At 33.7% G+C, this 17,807-nt stretch carries 13 protein-coding genes and 1 tRNA gene; 8 read left to right on the top strand and 6 right to left on the bottom strand.

The window, feature by feature from the left end:
* Window positions 1-58: 58 nt before the first annotated feature.
* Entirely contained in the window at window positions 59-1,108 is a 1,050-nt protein-coding gene (gene pdxA, locus RT99_RS14960; RefSeq protein ID WP_042565559.1) for a 4-hydroxythreonine-4-phosphate dehydrogenase PdxA, read from the bottom strand.
* A 57-nt stretch (window positions 1,109-1,165) separates the two neighbouring features.
* Between pdxA and RT99_RS14955 the strand changes: the two genes are divergently transcribed.
* Together RT99_RS14955 and RT99_RS14950 are read left to right on the top strand one after the other, a co-directional pair.
* A complete protein-coding gene (locus tag RT99_RS14955) occupies window positions 1,166-1,756 on the top strand; it encodes a riboflavin synthase (protein ID WP_042565558.1) in 591 nt (196 codons plus the stop codon).
* Between the two features lie 8 nt (window positions 1,757-1,764).
* On the top strand, window positions 1,765-2,070 hold the full coding sequence (locus RT99_RS14950; RefSeq protein WP_042565557.1) for a hypothetical protein: 306 nt from the start codon (window positions 1,765-1,767) through the stop codon (window positions 2,068-2,070).
* Between the two features lie 460 nt (window positions 2,071-2,530).
* On the opposite strand, the gene RT99_RS14945 is transcribed toward RT99_RS14950, so the two are convergent.
* The 4 genes from RT99_RS14945 to RT99_RS14930 form a co-directional block, all read right to left on the bottom strand.
* A tRNA-Ile gene (locus RT99_RS14945) sits at window positions 2,531-2,604 on the bottom strand.
* A gap of 146 nt (window positions 2,605-2,750) precedes the next feature.
* On the bottom strand, window positions 2,751-3,155 hold the full coding sequence (gene mce, locus RT99_RS14940; protein ID WP_042565556.1) for a methylmalonyl-CoA epimerase: 405 nt from the start codon (window positions 3,153-3,155) through the stop codon (window positions 2,751-2,753).
* A 9-nt stretch (window positions 3,156-3,164) separates the two neighbouring features.
* Complete coding sequence (locus tag RT99_RS14935; RefSeq protein ID WP_042565555.1) at window positions 3,165-5,519, bottom strand: hypothetical protein; 2,355 nt, start codon at window positions 5,517-5,519, stop codon at window positions 3,165-3,167.
* Window positions 5,479-6,483 (bottom strand): hypothetical protein, encoded by a 1,005-nt coding sequence (locus tag RT99_RS14930; RefSeq protein WP_242607213.1) that lies wholly within the window; start codon window positions 6,481-6,483, stop codon window positions 5,479-5,481. The genes RT99_RS14935 and RT99_RS14930 overlap by 41 nt, the downstream gene beginning before the upstream one ends.
* A gap of 169 nt (window positions 6,484-6,652) precedes the next feature.
* Between RT99_RS14930 and RT99_RS14925 the strand changes: the two genes are divergently transcribed.
* The gene (locus RT99_RS14925) at window positions 6,653-8,341 is read left to right on the top strand and encodes an Ig-like domain-containing protein (protein ID WP_042565554.1); all 1,689 of its coding nucleotides are present in this window, start codon (window positions 6,653-6,655) and stop codon (window positions 8,339-8,341) included.
* Window positions 8,342-8,518: 177 nt separating this feature from the next.
* Here the strand turns inward: RT99_RS14925 and RT99_RS14920 are convergent, their stop codons facing one another.
* Entirely contained in the window at window positions 8,519-9,286 is a 768-nt protein-coding gene (locus tag RT99_RS14920) for a nitrilase family protein (protein WP_042565553.1), read from the bottom strand.
* Between the two features lie 235 nt (window positions 9,287-9,521).
* Here RT99_RS14920 and RT99_RS14915 point away from each other — a divergent pair, with 235 nt between their 5' ends.
* From RT99_RS14915 to RT99_RS14895, 5 genes are all read left to right on the top strand, one after another.
* Window positions 9,522-12,677 (top strand): SusC/RagA family TonB-linked outer membrane protein, encoded by a 3,156-nt coding sequence (locus tag RT99_RS14915; RefSeq protein ID WP_042565580.1) that lies wholly within the window; start codon window positions 9,522-9,524, stop codon window positions 12,675-12,677.
* Between the two features lie 11 nt (window positions 12,678-12,688).
* The gene (locus RT99_RS14910; protein ID WP_042565552.1) at window positions 12,689-14,218 is read left to right on the top strand and encodes a SusD/RagB family nutrient-binding outer membrane lipoprotein; all 1,530 of its coding nucleotides are present in this window, start codon (window positions 12,689-12,691) and stop codon (window positions 14,216-14,218) included.
* Between the two features lie 306 nt (window positions 14,219-14,524).
* Window positions 14,525-15,844 carry a GntP family permease gene (locus tag RT99_RS14905; RefSeq protein ID WP_042565551.1) on the top strand — a complete coding sequence of 440 codons (1,320 nt, stop codon included), beginning with the start codon at window positions 14,525-14,527 and terminating at the stop codon, window positions 15,842-15,844.
* A gap of 4 nt (window positions 15,845-15,848) precedes the next feature.
* Window positions 15,849-16,316, top strand: a complete 468-nt coding sequence (locus RT99_RS14900; RefSeq protein ID WP_042565550.1) for a RidA family protein — start codon at window positions 15,849-15,851, stop codon at window positions 16,314-16,316.
* 454 nt (window positions 16,317-16,770) lie between these two features.
* A complete protein-coding gene (locus tag RT99_RS14895) occupies window positions 16,771-17,799 on the top strand; it encodes a sugar kinase (RefSeq protein ID WP_042565549.1) in 1,029 nt (342 codons plus the stop codon).
* The last annotated feature ends 8 nt before the right edge of the window (window positions 17,800-17,807 follow it).

The following is a 17,807-nucleotide window of genomic DNA, read 5'->3' as shown; positions in this document are numbered from 1 at the left end:
TGGGGTGCAAAGATATAAAATTATTGTAAAACTAATAATCTTATTCACCTTTTTTTGTTTATAACTGTTTTTCTTTTATTTTAAGAGGTTTTTCGCTAATCTCCTCATACTGATTACGCGAGCGAAAAATATCAATCGCGAGATAAACTGCTTCCTTAAACGAATTGTAATCTGCCATATCTTTTCCTGCAATATCATAGGCTGTGCCATGATCTGGCGAGGTTCTTACTTTATTTAATCCCGCAGTATAATTAACTCCTTTTCCAAATGACAATGTCTTAAAAGGGATCAATCCCTGATCGTGATATGTTGCCACAATAGCATCATATTTCTCATATTGACCGCTTCCAAAAAAACCATCTGCAGGAAAAGGACCAAAAACCATTGTTCCCGAATCAAATATTTTCTTTAAGGTAGGCTTTAAAACCAAATCATCTTCTTTCCCAATCACTCCGCCATCACCTGCATGTGGATTTAATCCTAAAACAGCAATCTTTGGCTTTACAATACTAAAATCCTGAATTAACGATTTTCTTACTGTTTCGATTTTTCTTGTAATTAATTCTTCTGTTAAATGAGAAGAAACCTCACTTAAAGGAACATGATCTGTCAACAACCCTACTCTAAGATTATCCTGAACCATCATCATCAGGGCATTTCCTTCTAATTCCTGACCTAAATAATCTGTATGTCCCGGAAATTTAAATTCTTCGGACTGAATATTGTATTTGTTGATGGGAGCTGTAACTAAAACATCAATTAAATCTTCTTTTAACGCTTTTGTAGCTGCAACAAATGACTTTATGGCATAGGTTCCTATTTTCTCATCATTTGCCCCTAAATTAATATCAACTCCTTCTTTCCATAAATTATACACATTTACTTTTCCCGGTAAGACCTGATCTAATTTATCTACACCGTGAAATTGAACCGTTGAAGTAAAATTTTTTTTAACGAAAGAAAGAATTTTGGCATTTGCAAAAATAACCGGCGTACACAGTTCTAACATACGAGAATCTTCGAATGTTTTTAATATAACTTCGCTTCCAATACCGTTTAAATCTCCTATTGAAATTCCAACAATTATATTTTCTGCTTTTTTATTCATGAGCTCAGATTATTTATTACTAATTTTGATGTGCAAATTTAGTAAAATAAAACAACAATGTTTACAGGAATTATAGAAACCCTAGGAAGGATTCACGAAATACAAAAAGACCAAAACAATCTTCACATAACAGTCGACTCTTCAATTACACATGAATTGAAAATTGACCAAAGCGTTTCGCACAACGGAATTTGTCTGACGGTCGTTGCCATAAAAGACTCTTTTTATACTGTAACCGCTATAGATGAAACGATTTTAAAAACAAATATTGGAGAATGGCAGGTAAACGATATTGTAAATCTTGAAAGAGGCATGAAACTCGGCGATCGCCTTGACGGACATATTGTTCAGGGCCACGTCGACCAAACAGGAACATGCGTTAAAATTGAAGAAGCAAACGGAAGTTGGAATTATACTTTTGAATACGATAAAAACCTCAACAACATTACGATCGAAAAAGGCTCGATCACTGTAAACGGAGTTAGTTTAACAGTTGTAAATTCTAAAACCAACGAATTTAGTGTTTCGATCATACCTTATACTTTTGAAAATACAAATTTCAAAAACTTTAAGGTTGGGACAAAAATAAATCTGGAATTCGACGTCGTAGGAAAATATATTTCAAGGCTTTACGCTATAAACAAATAAAATTTCAAATGTGTCATAAAAATAAAAAAGCTTCAATTTATATTGAAGCTTTTTTATTTAAATTATATCTGTATATCGTATGTATTCCAAAAGACAAACCACATATTAACAAAACTATTAAATATTCATTAATAGGCCCATCGACGGGTGGTGGTGGAATTGCCGAGGTTCTATTAGTACTAGTTGGCGCAGGCGGAGTTCCATCTGCCAGAACACTTGATACATTTATCAAGGTTATTAAAAATGCTAATAAAATAGTCTTTGTTATTTTCATAAATCTTAACGTATTGAAAAACAATAGTATATATTATTAAATTCAACTTTATTTATTATAATTCGCACAAAAACAATCTTTTACGCTTTATTACAGCGGCAAATGTAGAAGATTTTGTCTTAAATCCAAGGTTTTTAAGCAAAAAAACTTTGTGATTTTTTGTGTTCTTTTTCCAAATGTCAACAAATCATGCATTACAACATACCCTATTGCTATTTTTTACATTTACGAATATTTTTTACTCTTGGTTTTGCAATAATCTATTTATAAATATAATAAGACAATAATTTATTCGTTCAGGTTTTAAAATTCATAAATACTATTTATTCCATAAAATAAATTTCAAATTTCATTGACAGCTCTTTTCAAAGATCCAATTCAGAGTTACGAGTTTTTTAAACGCATTTGCATAATAATTCTCTAAATTTTTGATCAGACTAGCTTGAACTTATTTCACAAAAAAAGCCTCTACATTTCTGTAAAGGCTTATTCTAAAACTGTGGTCCCACCTGGGCTCGAACCAGGGACCACCTGATTATGAGTCAGGTGCTCTAACCAGCTGAGCTATAGGACCGGTTTGAGGATGCAATATTACTACTATTTTTCGTTCACTCCAAATATTTTAAGGCTTGATTTGCATTTAATTTAAAATCATATCCGCTCATGTTAAAAACACAATTGATTTTCAATATCTTATTTAAAAACCAAAACCAAGTTTTTTTATTTAATTTCCTGACAAAGCTCTACCAAAACGCCATTTGTATTCTTCGGATGCAAAAAAACAACCAATTTATTATCGGCACCTTTTTTAGGAACTTCATTAATCAGCACAAATCCTTCACTTTTTAACCGTTCTATTTCTGCAGCAATATCATCAACATCAAAAGCAATATGATGAATTCCTTCTCCTTTTTTTTCTAAAAACTTTGCAATTGGACTTTCTGGATTTGTCGCCATCAAAAGCTCAATTTTATTGGTTCCCGTTTGAAAAAATGAAGTTAAAACACCTTCACTTTGTACTTCTTCTGATTTATAAGAAGAAACCCCTAATAATTTTTCGAACAAGATATTTGATTCCTCAATATTTTTTACTGCAATTCCTATATGTTCAATCTTATTTACCATTTGCTTTTATTATTGATTAATATAAGTATTAAAATAACCACATTCTGCAATTACATCCTGATAATATTTAGTGTCAGAATAATCCTTTTTCAAGGTTTTAAATCCATTCCAGGCGATAAAATTAACTTTGTCATCCTGAATTTCCCACCAGCTGTTTACGCTATTGTATTTAGTGTTGTAATATTCGTTGCGCTCGCATTTTGCCAGCATGTAAATACATTTTGCTTTTTGTTCTTTTGTCGTTGCCGCTTCTAATGCTTTTTGATAATACATTTTCGGCACATCACAATTTGTAATCATTTTTTTCATCGAATCTCTAAATGAATAGGGACTTGAACCGTATCCTACAATGCTTATTTCATAGAAAGTTCTTCCATTTCCAAAATGTGTGATATTATAAAAAGCATTTCCTAACAATAAACTATTTGTATAAACATCTTCTTTTTGAGCCAGTTTATCCTGCATTTCTTTTATTGTAGTTAGAAAATCCAATTGAGAATATTTCTTTTTTTGATAAGCAGAATGATCACAATCGTGACAATCTTTTATATTTCCGTTAAACGGATTTCCTAAAAATTGATAATACTGAACAGAATCCGTTTGTTGAATAAAACCAATTGCTTCCGGAATTTTATTTTTAAAAGTTGCCTGAACCGCCTGAAAATTGCTAATATCTTTTACTTTCAAGCTATAAATTCCTGCTGCTATTTTTTCGATTTTTGTTTTATCTGTTTTAACTAAAAACGCTTTCATATCCAGTAAATTCTTTTCATTGTCGTAAAAAGAATTTCCGCGGCCCCAATAATTATCGGGAGTATCACCAAATAATTCTGCCATAACCGGATTTGATTTTGCTCTGTAAAGCGATGCTAAATAATTTTTACTCCATTGCGCCGCATTTTGATAACGAAACTCCTGCCCTTTATATGTTTTTGGAAGTTCCTGATAGAGCCAGTTCAAATCTACAAGGATTGTTTTTTCATTTTTATCTGTAAGCTTGTCAATCTTGCTCATATTGTTTACAAAACGAAGCAATCTTAATTGAAGTTTTGCCAACTCTGTTTTAGGCATTGTTTTTTCGGCTTTGTCAAAGTTACTTTCAGCCGTTGCATAATCGCCTTTTAGCGTTTGTAAATATCCTAATGAAATATCCCATAAATAAGGTTTATTGGTATTTCCTGCCAGAGCAATTTTAGACACTAAATCAAATGCAGCCTTATCGATTTTACTTTTATTCAGCTCTTTATTTTCAGCAACGGTTTGTTTTTTTGCCGGAAGATTATCTTTGACACTTTCTTCAAACGAATTATTTATGCTTTGCTCCTGCTCGTTTACCAATCGGGTTAATAAATAATTCAAATGTTCACTTTTGGGATCAAGTTCATAAATTTTAGCGATCGCTTTCTTTTCGTCTTTATAAAATCCATGAATTGCCCAAAGCGCTGCTCTTTCACTATTATTTTTAGCCAAAAACAATGATTTATTCCAATCGGCATCATTTTGTGGGTGAAAACTGTAAGCCGTAACAATTCTCAATTCCGGACATTTATCAAACACTTGTGCATATAAACAATTAGATTCTGAATATTTTTTCTGTTTATGTTTTATTCCCGCAACGTATGAAAGCCCACGATAATACAATACATTTTTAGGAACTGATTTTTCTGTTTTATTAAAAAAATCAATCGCTTTTTGTTTGTTGCTGCTATAGAAATAGGCTTTCATGGTAAGAAACCAATATCTGTTTTGCAAAAACATATCTTTACTCGTATTGTAAACATTTTCAATAGACTGAATCATTTTAAAATCATTGAAAGTTTTAGCCACAACCGGATCATAACTCCAATAATCTTCTCCTATAGAAACGGTTTCTATTTTTTGTGCCAAATACAAAAATTCGATAAAGCTCTTCACTTTATCATCTTTCAAATTGATTTTCTTTCCCCATTTTAAAGAAGTCGGATTGTCTTTTTTGGTTTTCAAAAAAACATGAAGCTGCGTGATATCGGTTTTATTCTGAGGCGTTTTTTTCTCAGATGAATACATTGGCGTTTCTTCACCAATCAAAAAATAGCTTACCGTTGAAGCATCTGCTTTTCCCTTTAAATAATTTTCCCAGTCTGATTTTATATCTTCATTAAATCTCGAATTATGCTGTGTATCAAAACCAATTCCGTAAAAAATATCTCCCGATAAAAAAAGCGGCGTATATGATTTATCCGTAAAAGTTTCGGGCGTAAAATTGGAATTGTAACTAAAAAAATCCCAGTCGTCTCCACCAGCGCAGGCATAAATTATTCCGTAAACAAAAAGGAAAGAAGCACTAGAAATAAGAAACAACTTGTTTAAAAATATTCTTTTCATAGGTATTTATATTGAATTCATCTAAATCGTAAAAAATAATTTCGTTTGGTGTCTGAGCTAAATTTTCATCCAACTCTTGTGCCATTTCTTTTAAATCTTCTGCAGAAATGGCTTCTATTTTGAGTTTATCGTTTTCTTCATAAAAAACTCCATTTTTATAATTGGATTTTTTCACTTTAAAGAATATCGCATCAATCTGCTCGAAGTTTTTATCTTTTTTAAGTTCGCTCACATTTAATTTGGAACGCAAACCTATCACTTTTCCATCTCGAATATGAACTCCCCAAGAATATATTGGTAAAGCAAAATCAAGATGCAACGGATATTTTTTTAAACTTTTAAGATACCTTTCGGCAATTTTAGAACTGTAAATAGAATTTTCCGCATCGGGCGCAATTGAACCCATATTATAGTACATTAAAACTCCGGAATCTACATTTGGAATTTTGGTTTTTTTGAAATATTTAACCTGATGCAATCGTATTGTTGCGGAAAGTTTTTTATGCGAAAGTTTCTTAAACCGTTCTATAAACTTCAAATAATTGCCTTTACTTTCAAGCGTCCAGTCGCAATCAATTTGAATTTCCTGAGATACAATTTTGTTTTTTGCATTTATTTCTTCAACCAAACTAAAAGTCTTTTGAGCTAAATCTTCAATATCAAGATTAGTTTGCAGCATAACTTTGTTTTTGATAAAAACAACCGGAACAACTTTAAAACCATTCATGCTTTCCTGAAAATGTATCGGACTTATCGGAATTGGTTCTTTAGATTCGGGATGTAAACCAATATCAAAATAGCGAATATAAAGCTTCGTAACGTTATTTTCTCTTAAAACCTCTTTCTCGGTTTCAGACAATTTGAAGATAGTTTTCCAATAATAAAAAGATACAATTGGCTCTTTTGTTTTGCTACAGGAAACAAGCAGTAAAAACACAAAACCAATTAAAATATTATTTTTCAAACCAATTAAATTAAATGCAGATTCAAAAGTAAGAAATTATAATCCGGTTTCTGAATCGAACTTCAAAAAAACAAGAAAAACTGAAAGGTGGAATTCCTAATAAATAGATAAAAAATTTCGATTAAAGCAAATATAATCGTTATTTTGTGCAATCAAATTTAAAACAGTTATGTTGAAAAACAACTTCAAATATATTTTATTTCTATTAGTATTGTTAATGATGAGCTGTGCCAAAAGAGGCAGCATTACCGGCGGATTAAAAGACACTTTGGCGCCTGTGTTAAGCTCAAGTTCGCCTAAAAACTTCAATACTAATTTTAAAGGAGATCAAATCGTCTTAAATTTTGATGAATATGTTAAGCTTAAAAACCTTAACAAACAGCTTGTTATTTCGCCACCAATGAAACACGAGCCTCTTATTACGCCAACAAATGTCAGCAAAGTTTTAACGATAAAAATCAAAGACACTTTAGAACCTAATACAACATACAGTTTTAATTTCGGGCAAAGTATTACAGACAATAATGAAGGTAATGCGATGAACCAATTTAAATACATTTTTTCGACCGGCCCTTATATCGATTCGCTTTCTATTGGCGGTATTGTTAAAGATGCTTACGAAAAAAATGTCGATAATTTTGTTTCGGTAATGCTGTATGAAGTAAATGACAAATACAAAGATTCTGTAGTTTATAAAGATCTTCCCAGATATATTACGAATACTTTAGACAGTTTGCGAACCTTTAAACTTGAAAATTTAAAAGCAGGAAAATATCTTTTGGTAGCCATGAAAGATAAAGGCAGCAACAATAAATTTAATCCTAAAGATGATAAAATTGGGTTTATAAAACATTTTATTACCGTACCAAATGACACGCTGTTTGAATTAGAATTATTTAAAGAAACACTACCTCTAAAAACTTTAAAACCAATACAAGCTTCTGGAAACAGGTTGTTTTTACCGTATGAAGGAAAACAGAATTTCAAACTTTCCCAACCAAAAATTGTTCTTAAAAACAATGATGAAATACTGGAAACTATTGTAACACAATTTCCTAAAAAAGATTCTTTGCAGGTTTGGTATAAACCTTTAAAAGCAGATTCGTTACAGCTGGAAGTAACAAAAGAGAATTATAATAAAAAATTTACTTTTAAAATTAAGGATCAAAAGAAAGACACTTTAAATATAACAGCAGTACAAAACGGGGTTATTAATTTTAGAGACAGGTTTACTTTAGAAACTGCAACGCCATTAGTAAAATTTGATAAGTCGAAAATTAAATTAATCAATAAAGATTCGCTTGATGTAGATTTTACAACAGAATACAATGAACTGGAACAAAAATTATATGTTGATTTTAAGAAAGAACCATTAGAAAAATACAAGTTTACTTTTCTACCGGGTGCTCTGACTGATTTTTACGATAACGTAAACGACACTTTATCGTATAAATTAACAACAAAGGAATATGCTGACTATGGAAATTTGGTTTTGAATTTGAAAAACGTAAAAAGGTTTCCAATCATTGTTGAAATAACCAATAAAAAAGGAGATGTTGTATTGGCCAGCGACTATTCTGAAGGAAACACAAAACTTCAGTTTGATTTGTTGCAGCCGGAATCATTTACGCTGCGAATAACGTATGATGATAATAAAAACAAAATATATGATTCAGGTAATTTCTTAAATAAAACCTACGCTGAGGAAGTATTTTATTATCAAAAAGAAATCGATGTTCGAACCAATTGGGATGTCGATGAAACTATCGATTTAAGTATTCCGTATAATCCTGAAGTCGAGAAAAAAGAAACCGACAAGAAGAAAAAAGAAGAACAGAAAAAGAAAAAAGCGTTCTAAATTAAACTATTCAGTCTAGCAGAAATTTGACACGGATTTCACGAATTAGCACAAATTACAAAATAAATTGATTCTAATTTCACCAAAAACATTCACAATGTAATTTGTGCAAATTTGTGTAATTCGTGTTATTTTTATTTAAATCCTGTATTAATTTACTTAAGCTAAAATAGTTAGCTAAATTTTAATTTCGAAAGTATCTTTATCACTTAGAAAATCTAGTTTTTTTCTAGTTTCAACCATAACATTTTTATCCAATTCGACCACAAAAACATTTTCAGTTTCTTGTGGTTCGAGGATATAATTTCCTAAAAAATCAACGGCTTGCGAATGCCCAATATGTTCATAATTATTGGCATCCAAACCTATTCTGTTTACGCCAACAACATAACTCAGGTTTTCTACAGCGCGCGCTTTAAGCAAAATATCCCAGGCATTTGTGCGCACTTTTGGCCAGTTGGCCACATATATAAGTAAATCGTAGTTTTCTACATTTCGGGCAAAAACCGGAAATCTTAAATCGTAACAAACCTGCAGGCAAATTTTCCAGCCCAAATAATCAACAATCACTTTTTCGGTTCCGGCAGTATAGGTTTTATCTTCGCCGGCGAGCGTAAACAAATGTCTTTTATTGTAATATTGAATTTCTCCGGAAGGAAAAACAAAGAACATTCTGTTATAAAACTGTTCATTTTCGGTGATTACCAAACTTCCCGTGATTGCACAATTTTTCTGTTTTGCTATTGCCTGCATCCACAAAACAGTTTCGCCCTGCATGGTTTCGGCTACAGCCAAAGCATTCATGGTGAATCCGGTAGAAAACATTTCGGGCAAAACGATCAAATTAACTTCTGAATCAATTTGATTTATTTTCGATTCGAAAGCATTTCTATTTTTAGAAACATCTTCCCAATAAAGATCTGATTGTATAAGTGCAATTTTCATAATTCAAAAATACGAATTTTAATATGAAAATTATTTTTTGCAGAAAAAGCATATTCTGCAAAATTTTCTCAAAACGCCTCTAAAAATCACACTTCTTTTCGAAATTAAAAATAGTCCGGTAAAAAATATTGCAAAAAAAATGCATTTTATGCAAAAAAAATGCAGGTGTGAAAAATATTTATATATATTTGAACATCAATGCAAAACCAAAAAAACAACTAACCAAAAAAAAATTATGAAAACAAGGCTAATTTCATTAGTGTTTATCGGAGGAATCATCTTCTCCGCAAACGCCAAAGAGATTGCAATAAAAAAGCATCTTTTTGAACAACAAAGCAATCAGGTTGAAATCTCGGGTCAGATTTTAGGCCAGGATGACGGAATGCCAATTGCCGGAGCTACTATTTATGCAGAAAGCAATAATAAAATCGCAACAATATCAGACGAAAACGGAAAATTTAAATTAACTGTTCCGGAAAACGAAGCCCATATTATTGTAACGTACATGGGTTATGAAACTTTATCATTTGCTTTAATTAAAACTACAAGTTTAGTAATCAGACTAAAACCTGCAGAAAATGTTCTGGAACAAGTTTTGGTAACCGCACTTGGAGTTAAAAAAAGCAGCAAATCTGTCGCATATGCTGTAACAGAACTTAAAGGAACTGAGTTTACAAAAGCAAAAGAAACTAATATAGCCAACGCATTAGTTGGAAAAATTGCCGGTGTAAACGTAAGCAGCACTGCAACGGGACCAAACGGATCGAGCAGAGTTGTGATTCGTGGAAACGGATCTTTAAACGGAAATAACCAACCGATGTATGTGGTAAATGATTTGCCGATTGATAATACACAATTGAATTTACCGGGAATTGGAAACGGTGCCGGATCAACAAGAATAAATGTGGACCGAGGCGACGGAACTTCGGTTATAAACCCGGATGATATTAAAACTATTACGGTTCTTAAAGGTGGAACGGCTGCGGCTCTTTATGGCGCAAATGCTGCTAATGGTGTCATTTTGATTCAGACAAAAAGAGGTGCTGCACAACAAGGAATTGGCGTTGAGTACAATAGTTCTTTTACTTTTGAAACTCCATCTATTACTCCGGATTGGCAATATGAATATGGTTCCGGAGCAAATGGTCTAAAGCCAACAACTCAAGCCGAAGCCATTGCTGCCGGACGCTGGTCATGGGGCGCAAAAATGGACGGAAGCAATGTTATTCAATTTGATGGTGTTGCGAGACCTTATGTAGCGCAAAAAGATAATATTAAAAATTTCTATAAAACAGGAACAACTTTTATCAATTCGATTGCTTTATCTGGTGGAAATGAAAAAGCTACAGGACGTCTTTCGTTTTCGAATATGGACAATGAAAGTGTTTTGCCAAATTCAGGTTTTAACCGCAAAACGCTGAACATTGCCGGGAATGTTAACTTAACAGACTGGTTAAAGTTTGATGTTGTAACACAATATAATTTAGAAAAATCAGAAAACAGACCTACCGTTTCTGATGCTGAAGCAAATGCCAACTGGGGAACTTACATGATTGCAAACACTGTCGACATTAGAAATCTTGCCCCGGGCTATGATGCAAATGGTGTTGAAGAAGCATGGAACCCGGTTGCCGTTGCTACAAACCCTTATTTTGTGGTAAATAAAATTAAAAACCATGATACTAAAAACCGTTTCATCGGAATGGTAAACGTAAAATTAAATTTTACCCGTGATTTATTCCTTCAAGGGCGAATTGGTCAGGATTATACCGATTATGATTTCTTCGGATACATCCCAAAAACAACTTTAAACAATCCGGTTGGATATGCGCAGGGTTCAAGAATGAAATTATCCAACTTAAACTCAGAAGCAATTCTTAATTATACCAAGAAAAACATTTATAAAGAATTCTCTTTAAATGCATTAGTTGGGGTTAACTCAAGAACAACGCTTAGAGACGAAACTAAAGTAGAAGGATCAAATTTTGTACTGGATGATTTTTATGCTTTGAGCAATTTATCGACTTTGGCTTATAGTTATCCTTATGGAAAAACAAAAACTAACTCTGTTTATGGCGCTGTCGATTTAGATTATAAAAACATCGTTTTCTTAAACTTTACAGGTCGTCAGGATTGGTTTTCGACTTTATCTGCAGAAAACAATACAGTGTTTTATCCGTCTGTAGGAACAAGTATCATTGTTTCGGATATTATTACAATGCCTGAATTTGTTTCATTTGCAAAACTTAGAACTTCCTGGGCCGAGGTTGGTGGCGCAACTCCTGATCCGTACGCATTGAATCAATCCTACTCAATGATTCAAGGAGGACACAACGGTCAGCAATTGCAAGGTCCGACAAGTTCAAGAGTTCCAAATTCGACTTTAAGCCCGTTGACTTCTACAACATTTGAGATTGGAACTGATTTAGGTTTTTTTAATAATCGCTTAAATATAGATTTTGCATGGTACAATCGTGCCACTACAAATGATATTGTCGAAACTACAATTTCTACAGCTTCAGGAGCAAACACAGCTTTATTGAACCTTGGAAAAATGAGAAATAAAGGTGTTGAACTTTTGCTTACCGGAAAAATCATCAACAATAAAAACTTTTCGTGGGATGCTACTTTCAACGGATCATACAATAAAAATACTGTTGAAGCACTTACAGATCAGCTAAACTCGATCACAATGGCAACTTCTGTAAACGGTTACGTAACAATTGCAAGTGATGTTGGTCGTCCATACAGTATCATAAAAGGATACAAACCTCGTGTTGATGCAGATGGAAATACAGTTTATAACGTAAGTGGCGGTTCTGCAACTATAGCACAAGGTCCGCTTGAAGAATTAGGTCAGGGAGTTCATCCTTGGGGAGCGGGAATTAGCAATGAATTCAAATACAAAAATATCTCATTCAGCTTTTTAATTGATGGGAAATTCGGCGGAAGCTTATACTCCGGAACTGATTTGTACGGAACTCGTATGGGTTTAACCAAATTAACACTTGAAGGTCGTGAATCAGGTTTGCCAATTTCCGGAGTTGACACAAACGGAAACCCGGTAAATATGGTTATTGCTCCTGAAAATTTGAGAACCTATTATGACGGTTTAAGAAACATCTCGTCCACTTTTGTTTACGATGCAAGTTTCATCAAACTGAGACAAATTATTTTGGGTTATTCGTTGCCAATTGAAAAAATAAAAGGTTTGTCTAAACTTCAGGGCGCTTCTCTTTCATTCGTAGCAAGAAACTTATTCATTCTTTACAAGAAAACACCAAACGTAGATCCCGAATCTGTATTTAGTGCAGGAAATGCACAAGGTGTTGAACAATTTGGAGTGCCAAAAACAAGAAGTTTCGGTTTAAGTTTAAACGTTAAATTCTAAAATTAAAAGACATGAAAAAGATAACCATTTTATATATCACAGGCGTACTTTTAGCAAGTATGACAAGCTGTACCAAAGATTTTGAAGAAATAAATACGAACCCGAATGTTGTTGAAAAACCAAACCCGAATTTCATTTTCAGCAAATCTATTTTAGACGGTTTAAACAATAATTATTTTGCTACGAATATTTTGGAGTGCGGCGGAATGTTACAGCATTATGCCACTTATAAAGAAGCATCCGGAGTTGGAGATAAATATTTGAGCAATGAAGTTTATTTTTCGGCTTATTTCAATCAGGTTTATCCAACGGCCTTAAATGAAACCGAAATTGTAATTGATGCCGTAAAAGGCAATGAAAACGACAGCAATAAACTGAATGTTGCCAGAATCTGGAAAGCATATTTATATCACAGAATTACAGATTTATACGGAGATATTCCGTATACAGAAGCTGCAAAAGCAAACAGCACGCAAATATTTCTGCCAAAATACGATACGCAGGAATTTATCTATAAAGATTTACTAAAGGAATTAGACGAAGCTGCTTTGGCATTAGATCCTGCAAAACCAACTTTTGGCAATGCCGATTTTATCTACAACGGCGATGTCGCAAAATGGAAAAAATTCTCGTATTCGTTAATGCTTCGTTTGGCTATGCGATTAACAAAAGTTGATCCGGCATTGGCACAAACCTGGTCAAATAAAGCAATTGCAGGCGGTGTAATTTTGAATACTGCCGACAATGCCATTATGAAATATACAGACGGACCGAATGATATCAACAGAAATCCGGTTGGTTTTGATTCCAGAAAACAAGATTTTACTGCAGGTTCTTATGGACAGAGAAATGTAGAAGGCGGAAAATTAGCCAAAACATTTATTGATTTACTTCAGGCTACTGCCGATCCTAGAATTAGTGTTTATGCAGGAGTTTGGGAAGGAACGGTTCAAAACACAAGTCTTGCGGTACAAAAAGGTTTTCCGAACGGAACAAAAATAGCACCAACGCCTATAGAACAAGCCACTTATTCTGAACCAAATCAAAGTACTGTTTTTAGATATGATGCACCAATTATGGTTTTAAGCAATGCCGAAACTAATTTCCTTTTAGCCGAAGCTGCTGCAAGAGGCTGGTACACCGGAGAAACCGATCAGGCTTTATATGAAAAAGGTGTAAAAGCTTCATTTTTAAACATGGGAATTTACGGAACAGCGTACACAATTGCAGATGCAACGCCTTATTTAATCGCAAATCCATTCAACACCGCCGGGTCTTTTGAAGATAAAATGAACCAAATTCATACTCAAATATGGATCGCCCTTTTTGTAGACGAGCAGGAAGTTTATGCCAATTGGAGAAGAACAGGATATCCGGTTTTAGTTCCGGTAAACTTTCCCGGAAATGTCACAAACGGCACAATTCCAAGACGTTTCAAATACCCAACCAGCGAATATTCAGTCAATTCAGCTAACTTAGCAGAAGCGGTTAAACGTCAGGGTGAAGATAATTTCACGACAAGAATTTGGTGGGATAAATAATAGTAAATGTTTTTTTTGCAAATAATTTAAGTTGCTAGTTTAACAATTCAACAAATAAGTTGGCTGCTAAAAAAGTATAATCCCTACGGAATATTTCCAGGGTGGGCCTTTCGTTATTCTACCAATATTTAACTCCTAACGGAGTAATAAAAAATATCTCGGAGAGATTACATATTGGTAGAAATTAATTTTTTTGTGCCATTTTTTTGTCCCGTAGGGACTACAAACTTGAATTAATTTAAAGACATAAAACATAGTTTCAAAGATTTTTAATTTTTAATTCTCAATTTTTAATTAAAAGAATAAATGAGCATATTAATTCTTACGGCATGCATTGCATTTTTGATCCTTCAAATTGCCTGGTTTAAAATCAATCCGTTTATTGCCTTTATCATAACAGCTTTACTGGCAGGTCTTTTTTTAGGTCTGCCAATAAACGCCTTATCGCAAACGGTACAAAAAGGTTTGGGCGAAATGTTGGGTTCGATTACGCTGATTATCGTTTTCGGAACCTGCATTGGTAAACTTACCGTTTCATCGGGCGCAGCCAATGTTATTGCAAAAACAGTTATGGGATGGACAGGCGAAAAATATGTCCGCTTAGGCTTAATGATTACCGGATTTATTGTTGGGATACCACTGTTTTATAGTGTTGGATTTGTTTTGTTAGTACCTTTAATCTTTTCAGTAGCCCACCAATTTAAACTATCAAAAGTATATCTGGGAATCCCTATGCTTGCGTCGCTTTCAGTTGCGCACGGTTTTTTGCCTCCACATCCGTCTCCAATGGCATTAAGTAGTATTTTAAATGCTGATATCGGTCTTGTTTTAGTTTACGGAATCATCATTGCGGTTCCAACAATATTTATTGCGGGATTATTGTTTTCGAATTTATTAAAAAACATCAGAACAGAATCAGATCATGAAATTTTAAATGTCGAAGAAGTAGTCAACGAAGGTAAATTGCCGAGTTTTTTCACTAGTTTATTTTCTGCCTTATTTCCCGTTTTCGGATTAACGCTTACTTCAATATTACCATTACTTTCTGATAATGAAACTTTGGTTAACATTTGCAAAACTGTTGGCGAACCCAGTATCATTATGCTAATTTCATTGCTTATTTGTACTTACACTTTAGGAATCAGAATGAACCGAAGTCTAACTTCTGTAATGGATGATTATGCCATTGCCATAAAAGATGTAGCCCTGATTGTTTTAATTGTTGGCGGCGCCGGAAGTCTGAAAGAAGTAATGATCGTAAGCGGTGTCAACGAAACGATCGTGGCAACCTTAACCCAAATCAACATTCATCCCTATTTACTTGCCTGGATTATGGCGGCAATTATCAGGGTTTGTGTAGGTTCAGCAACCGCAGCGGGATTAATGACTGCGAGCGTTTTATTGCCTTTATTACAAACTAATAATCTCGACCCCAACTTATTAGTTTTATCTGTTGGAGCTGGAAGTTTGATGTGCTCGCATGTAAACGATCCGGGTTTCTGGATGTTCAAAGAATATTTTAATATCAGCCTGAAAGATACTTTTAAATCATGGACCGTAATGGAATCCTTGGTATCTGTTTTGGGAATTGTTTTCGTTTTTATTTTAAACTCTATAATACATTAATATCATGAATTTATTGCCTCAGGAAAAATTTGAAACCCTTGGCTTATCATTACCGCCAGCGCCTCAACCTCTTGGTATATATAAACCTTATTTAGTCGACGGAAAGTATTTGTATCTTTCTGGTCACGGTCCGGTTCGCGACGACAAATCTTTAATTATCGGGAGAATTGGCGACGATATGGATATTGAAGAAGGAAAACTGGCCGCAAGACAAGTTGGCTTAACCATGCTTTCGACCATTGTAACCAATTTTGGAAGCCTGAACAAAGTAAAAAGAGTTATAAAAGTATTGGGAATGGTGAATTGCAACGGCGATTTCCTTAGACATCCCTACGTAATAAACGGCTGCAGCGAATTGTTCGCTGAAGTTTGGGGACAAGAAAACGGAATCGGCGTAAGAAGCGCCGTAGGAATGGGGTCTTTACCAGATAATATTCCCGTAGAAGTTGAAGCTGTTTTCGAATTATATTAGATTTAAAGAATTTAGCCCACAGATTTTACGGATTAAACAGATTCGCACAGATTATTTAATTGAACCATTAAGATATTAAGTTTATTAAGAAGCTAAGCTTAATTTTTCTTAACCTTTTTAAGTTTCATTAAATCAAGCTTAATTTTCTTAATATCTTAATGGTAAAAAACATTGAATGTTTAATTCAGTTAAACCATAACACATTAAGCTTTATTAAGAAGCCAAGCTTAATTTTTCTTAACCTTTTTTAAGTTTCATTAAATCAAGCTTAATTTTCTTAATCTCTTAATGGTAAAAAACATTGAATGTTTAATTCAGTTAAACCATAACACATTAAGCTTTATTAAGAAGCCAAGCTTAATTTTTCTTAACCTGATAAGTTTTATTAAGCCAAGCTTAATTTTCTTAATCTCTTAATGGTAAAATATTTAATCTGTGGCAAAAAACAAAAAATATGAATACAACACCACAAACAAGAATTGCAACTTTCGGAGAATTATTACTTCGGATGAATGTTGCAGATGGAAATCGTTTTACGCAGGCCAGTGATATTAAAGTTCATGTTGGCGGAGCCGAAGCTAATGTTTGTGTATTACTTTCTCAACTCGGCATTCAAACCGATTATATTACGAGATTACCGGAGAATGATTTGGCGCAATTGGCCTTAAACGAATTGCAGAAATACAAAGTAAACACTTCAAAATGTGTTTATGGCGGAGAACGTTTGGGATTGTATTTTGTCGAAGCCGGAAACCAAATCAGACAGTCGCAGGTTATTTACGACCGAAGCAATTCGTCTTTTGCAACCATTCAGAAAGATCAGATTAACTGGGATTTGGCTTTCGCCGATGTAACTCATTTTCACTGGTCTGGAATAAGTCCGGGCGTTTCAAACGAAGCTGGTTTGGTTTGTAAAGAAGCCATTCTTTCGGCACATAAAAAAGGATTGCCGATTTCTTCCGATTTTAATTACCGATCCAAATTATGGCAATACGGAAAACATCCGTCTGAAATTATGCCCGATTTGCTTCAATACAGCACCATAACCGTTGCAGATTTAGACGCAATTGAAATTTACTTCGGAATAAAAACCGATAAAAATGAATCGGATGCCGATCGTTTTCAGAAAACATTTGAGTTATTAAAAGAAAAAATGCCTTATCTGAAAACCCTTGCCATGAGTTTTAGAAAATCAGACGGACTGGCGCATTTATACAAAGGAATGTTGTTTCACGAAGACAAATTTTACGAAACAAAAGAATACAAAATACATTTGGTAACCGATCAAATTGGTTCCGGAGATGCCTTCAACGCAGGATTATTATACGGATTATCCAATAAATTATCGGCACAGGAATGTATCGACTGGGCAACAGCCTGCGGCGTAATCAAACAAAGTATACACGGAGATTTTGCCATGAGCAATCCAACAGAAATAAGTCATTTTATTGCAAATGGCGCGAGTAACAGAATCAATAGATAAAATTATAA

The sequence above is a fragment of the Flavobacterium sp. MEB061 genome (assembly GCF_000834715.1).
GTDB classification, from domain to species: domain Bacteria; phylum Bacteroidota; class Bacteroidia; order Flavobacteriales; family Flavobacteriaceae; genus Flavobacterium; species Flavobacterium pectinovorum.
Note: the sequence above shows the minus strand (reverse complement) of the source record. Positions and strands in the feature narration are given on the sequence as shown.

Bases quoted from the DNA above. Each gene is read 5' to 3' on its own strand.
- RT99_RS14925 (WP_042565554.1), top strand. From the start codon at position 6,653: ATGTTGAAAAACAACTTCAAATATATTTTATTTCTATTAGTATTGTTA.
- mce (WP_042565556.1), bottom strand. From the start codon at position 3,155: ATGGTAAATAAGATTGAACATATAGGAATTGCAGTAAAAAATATTGAG.
- RT99_RS14905 (WP_042565551.1), top strand. From the start codon at position 14,525: ATGAGCATATTAATTCTTACGGCATGCATTGCATTTTTGATCCTTCAA.
- RT99_RS14910 (WP_042565552.1), top strand. From the start codon at position 12,689: ATGAAAAAGATAACCATTTTATATATCACAGGCGTACTTTTAGCAAGT.
- RT99_RS14950 (WP_042565557.1), top strand. From the start codon at position 1,765: ATGTGTCATAAAAATAAAAAAGCTTCAATTTATATTGAAGCTTTTTTA.
- RT99_RS14895 (WP_042565549.1), top strand. From the start codon at position 16,771: ATGAATACAACACCACAAACAAGAATTGCAACTTTCGGAGAATTATTA.
- RT99_RS14935 (WP_042565555.1), bottom strand. From the start codon at position 5,519: ATGAAAAGAATATTTTTAAACAAGTTGTTTCTTATTTCTAGTGCTTCT.
- RT99_RS14915 (WP_042565580.1), top strand. From the start codon at position 9,522: ATGAAAACAAGGCTAATTTCATTAGTGTTTATCGGAGGAATCATCTTC.
- pdxA (WP_042565559.1), bottom strand. From the start codon at position 1,108: ATGAATAAAAAAGCAGAAAATATAATTGTTGGAATTTCAATAGGAGAT.
- RT99_RS14955 (WP_042565558.1), top strand. From the start codon at position 1,166: ATGTTTACAGGAATTATAGAAACCCTAGGAAGGATTCACGAAATACAA.
- RT99_RS14900 (WP_042565550.1), top strand. From the start codon at position 15,849: ATGAATTTATTGCCTCAGGAAAAATTTGAAACCCTTGGCTTATCATTA.
- RT99_RS14920 (WP_042565553.1), bottom strand. From the start codon at position 9,286: ATGAAAATTGCACTTATACAATCAGATCTTTATTGGGAAGATGTTTCT.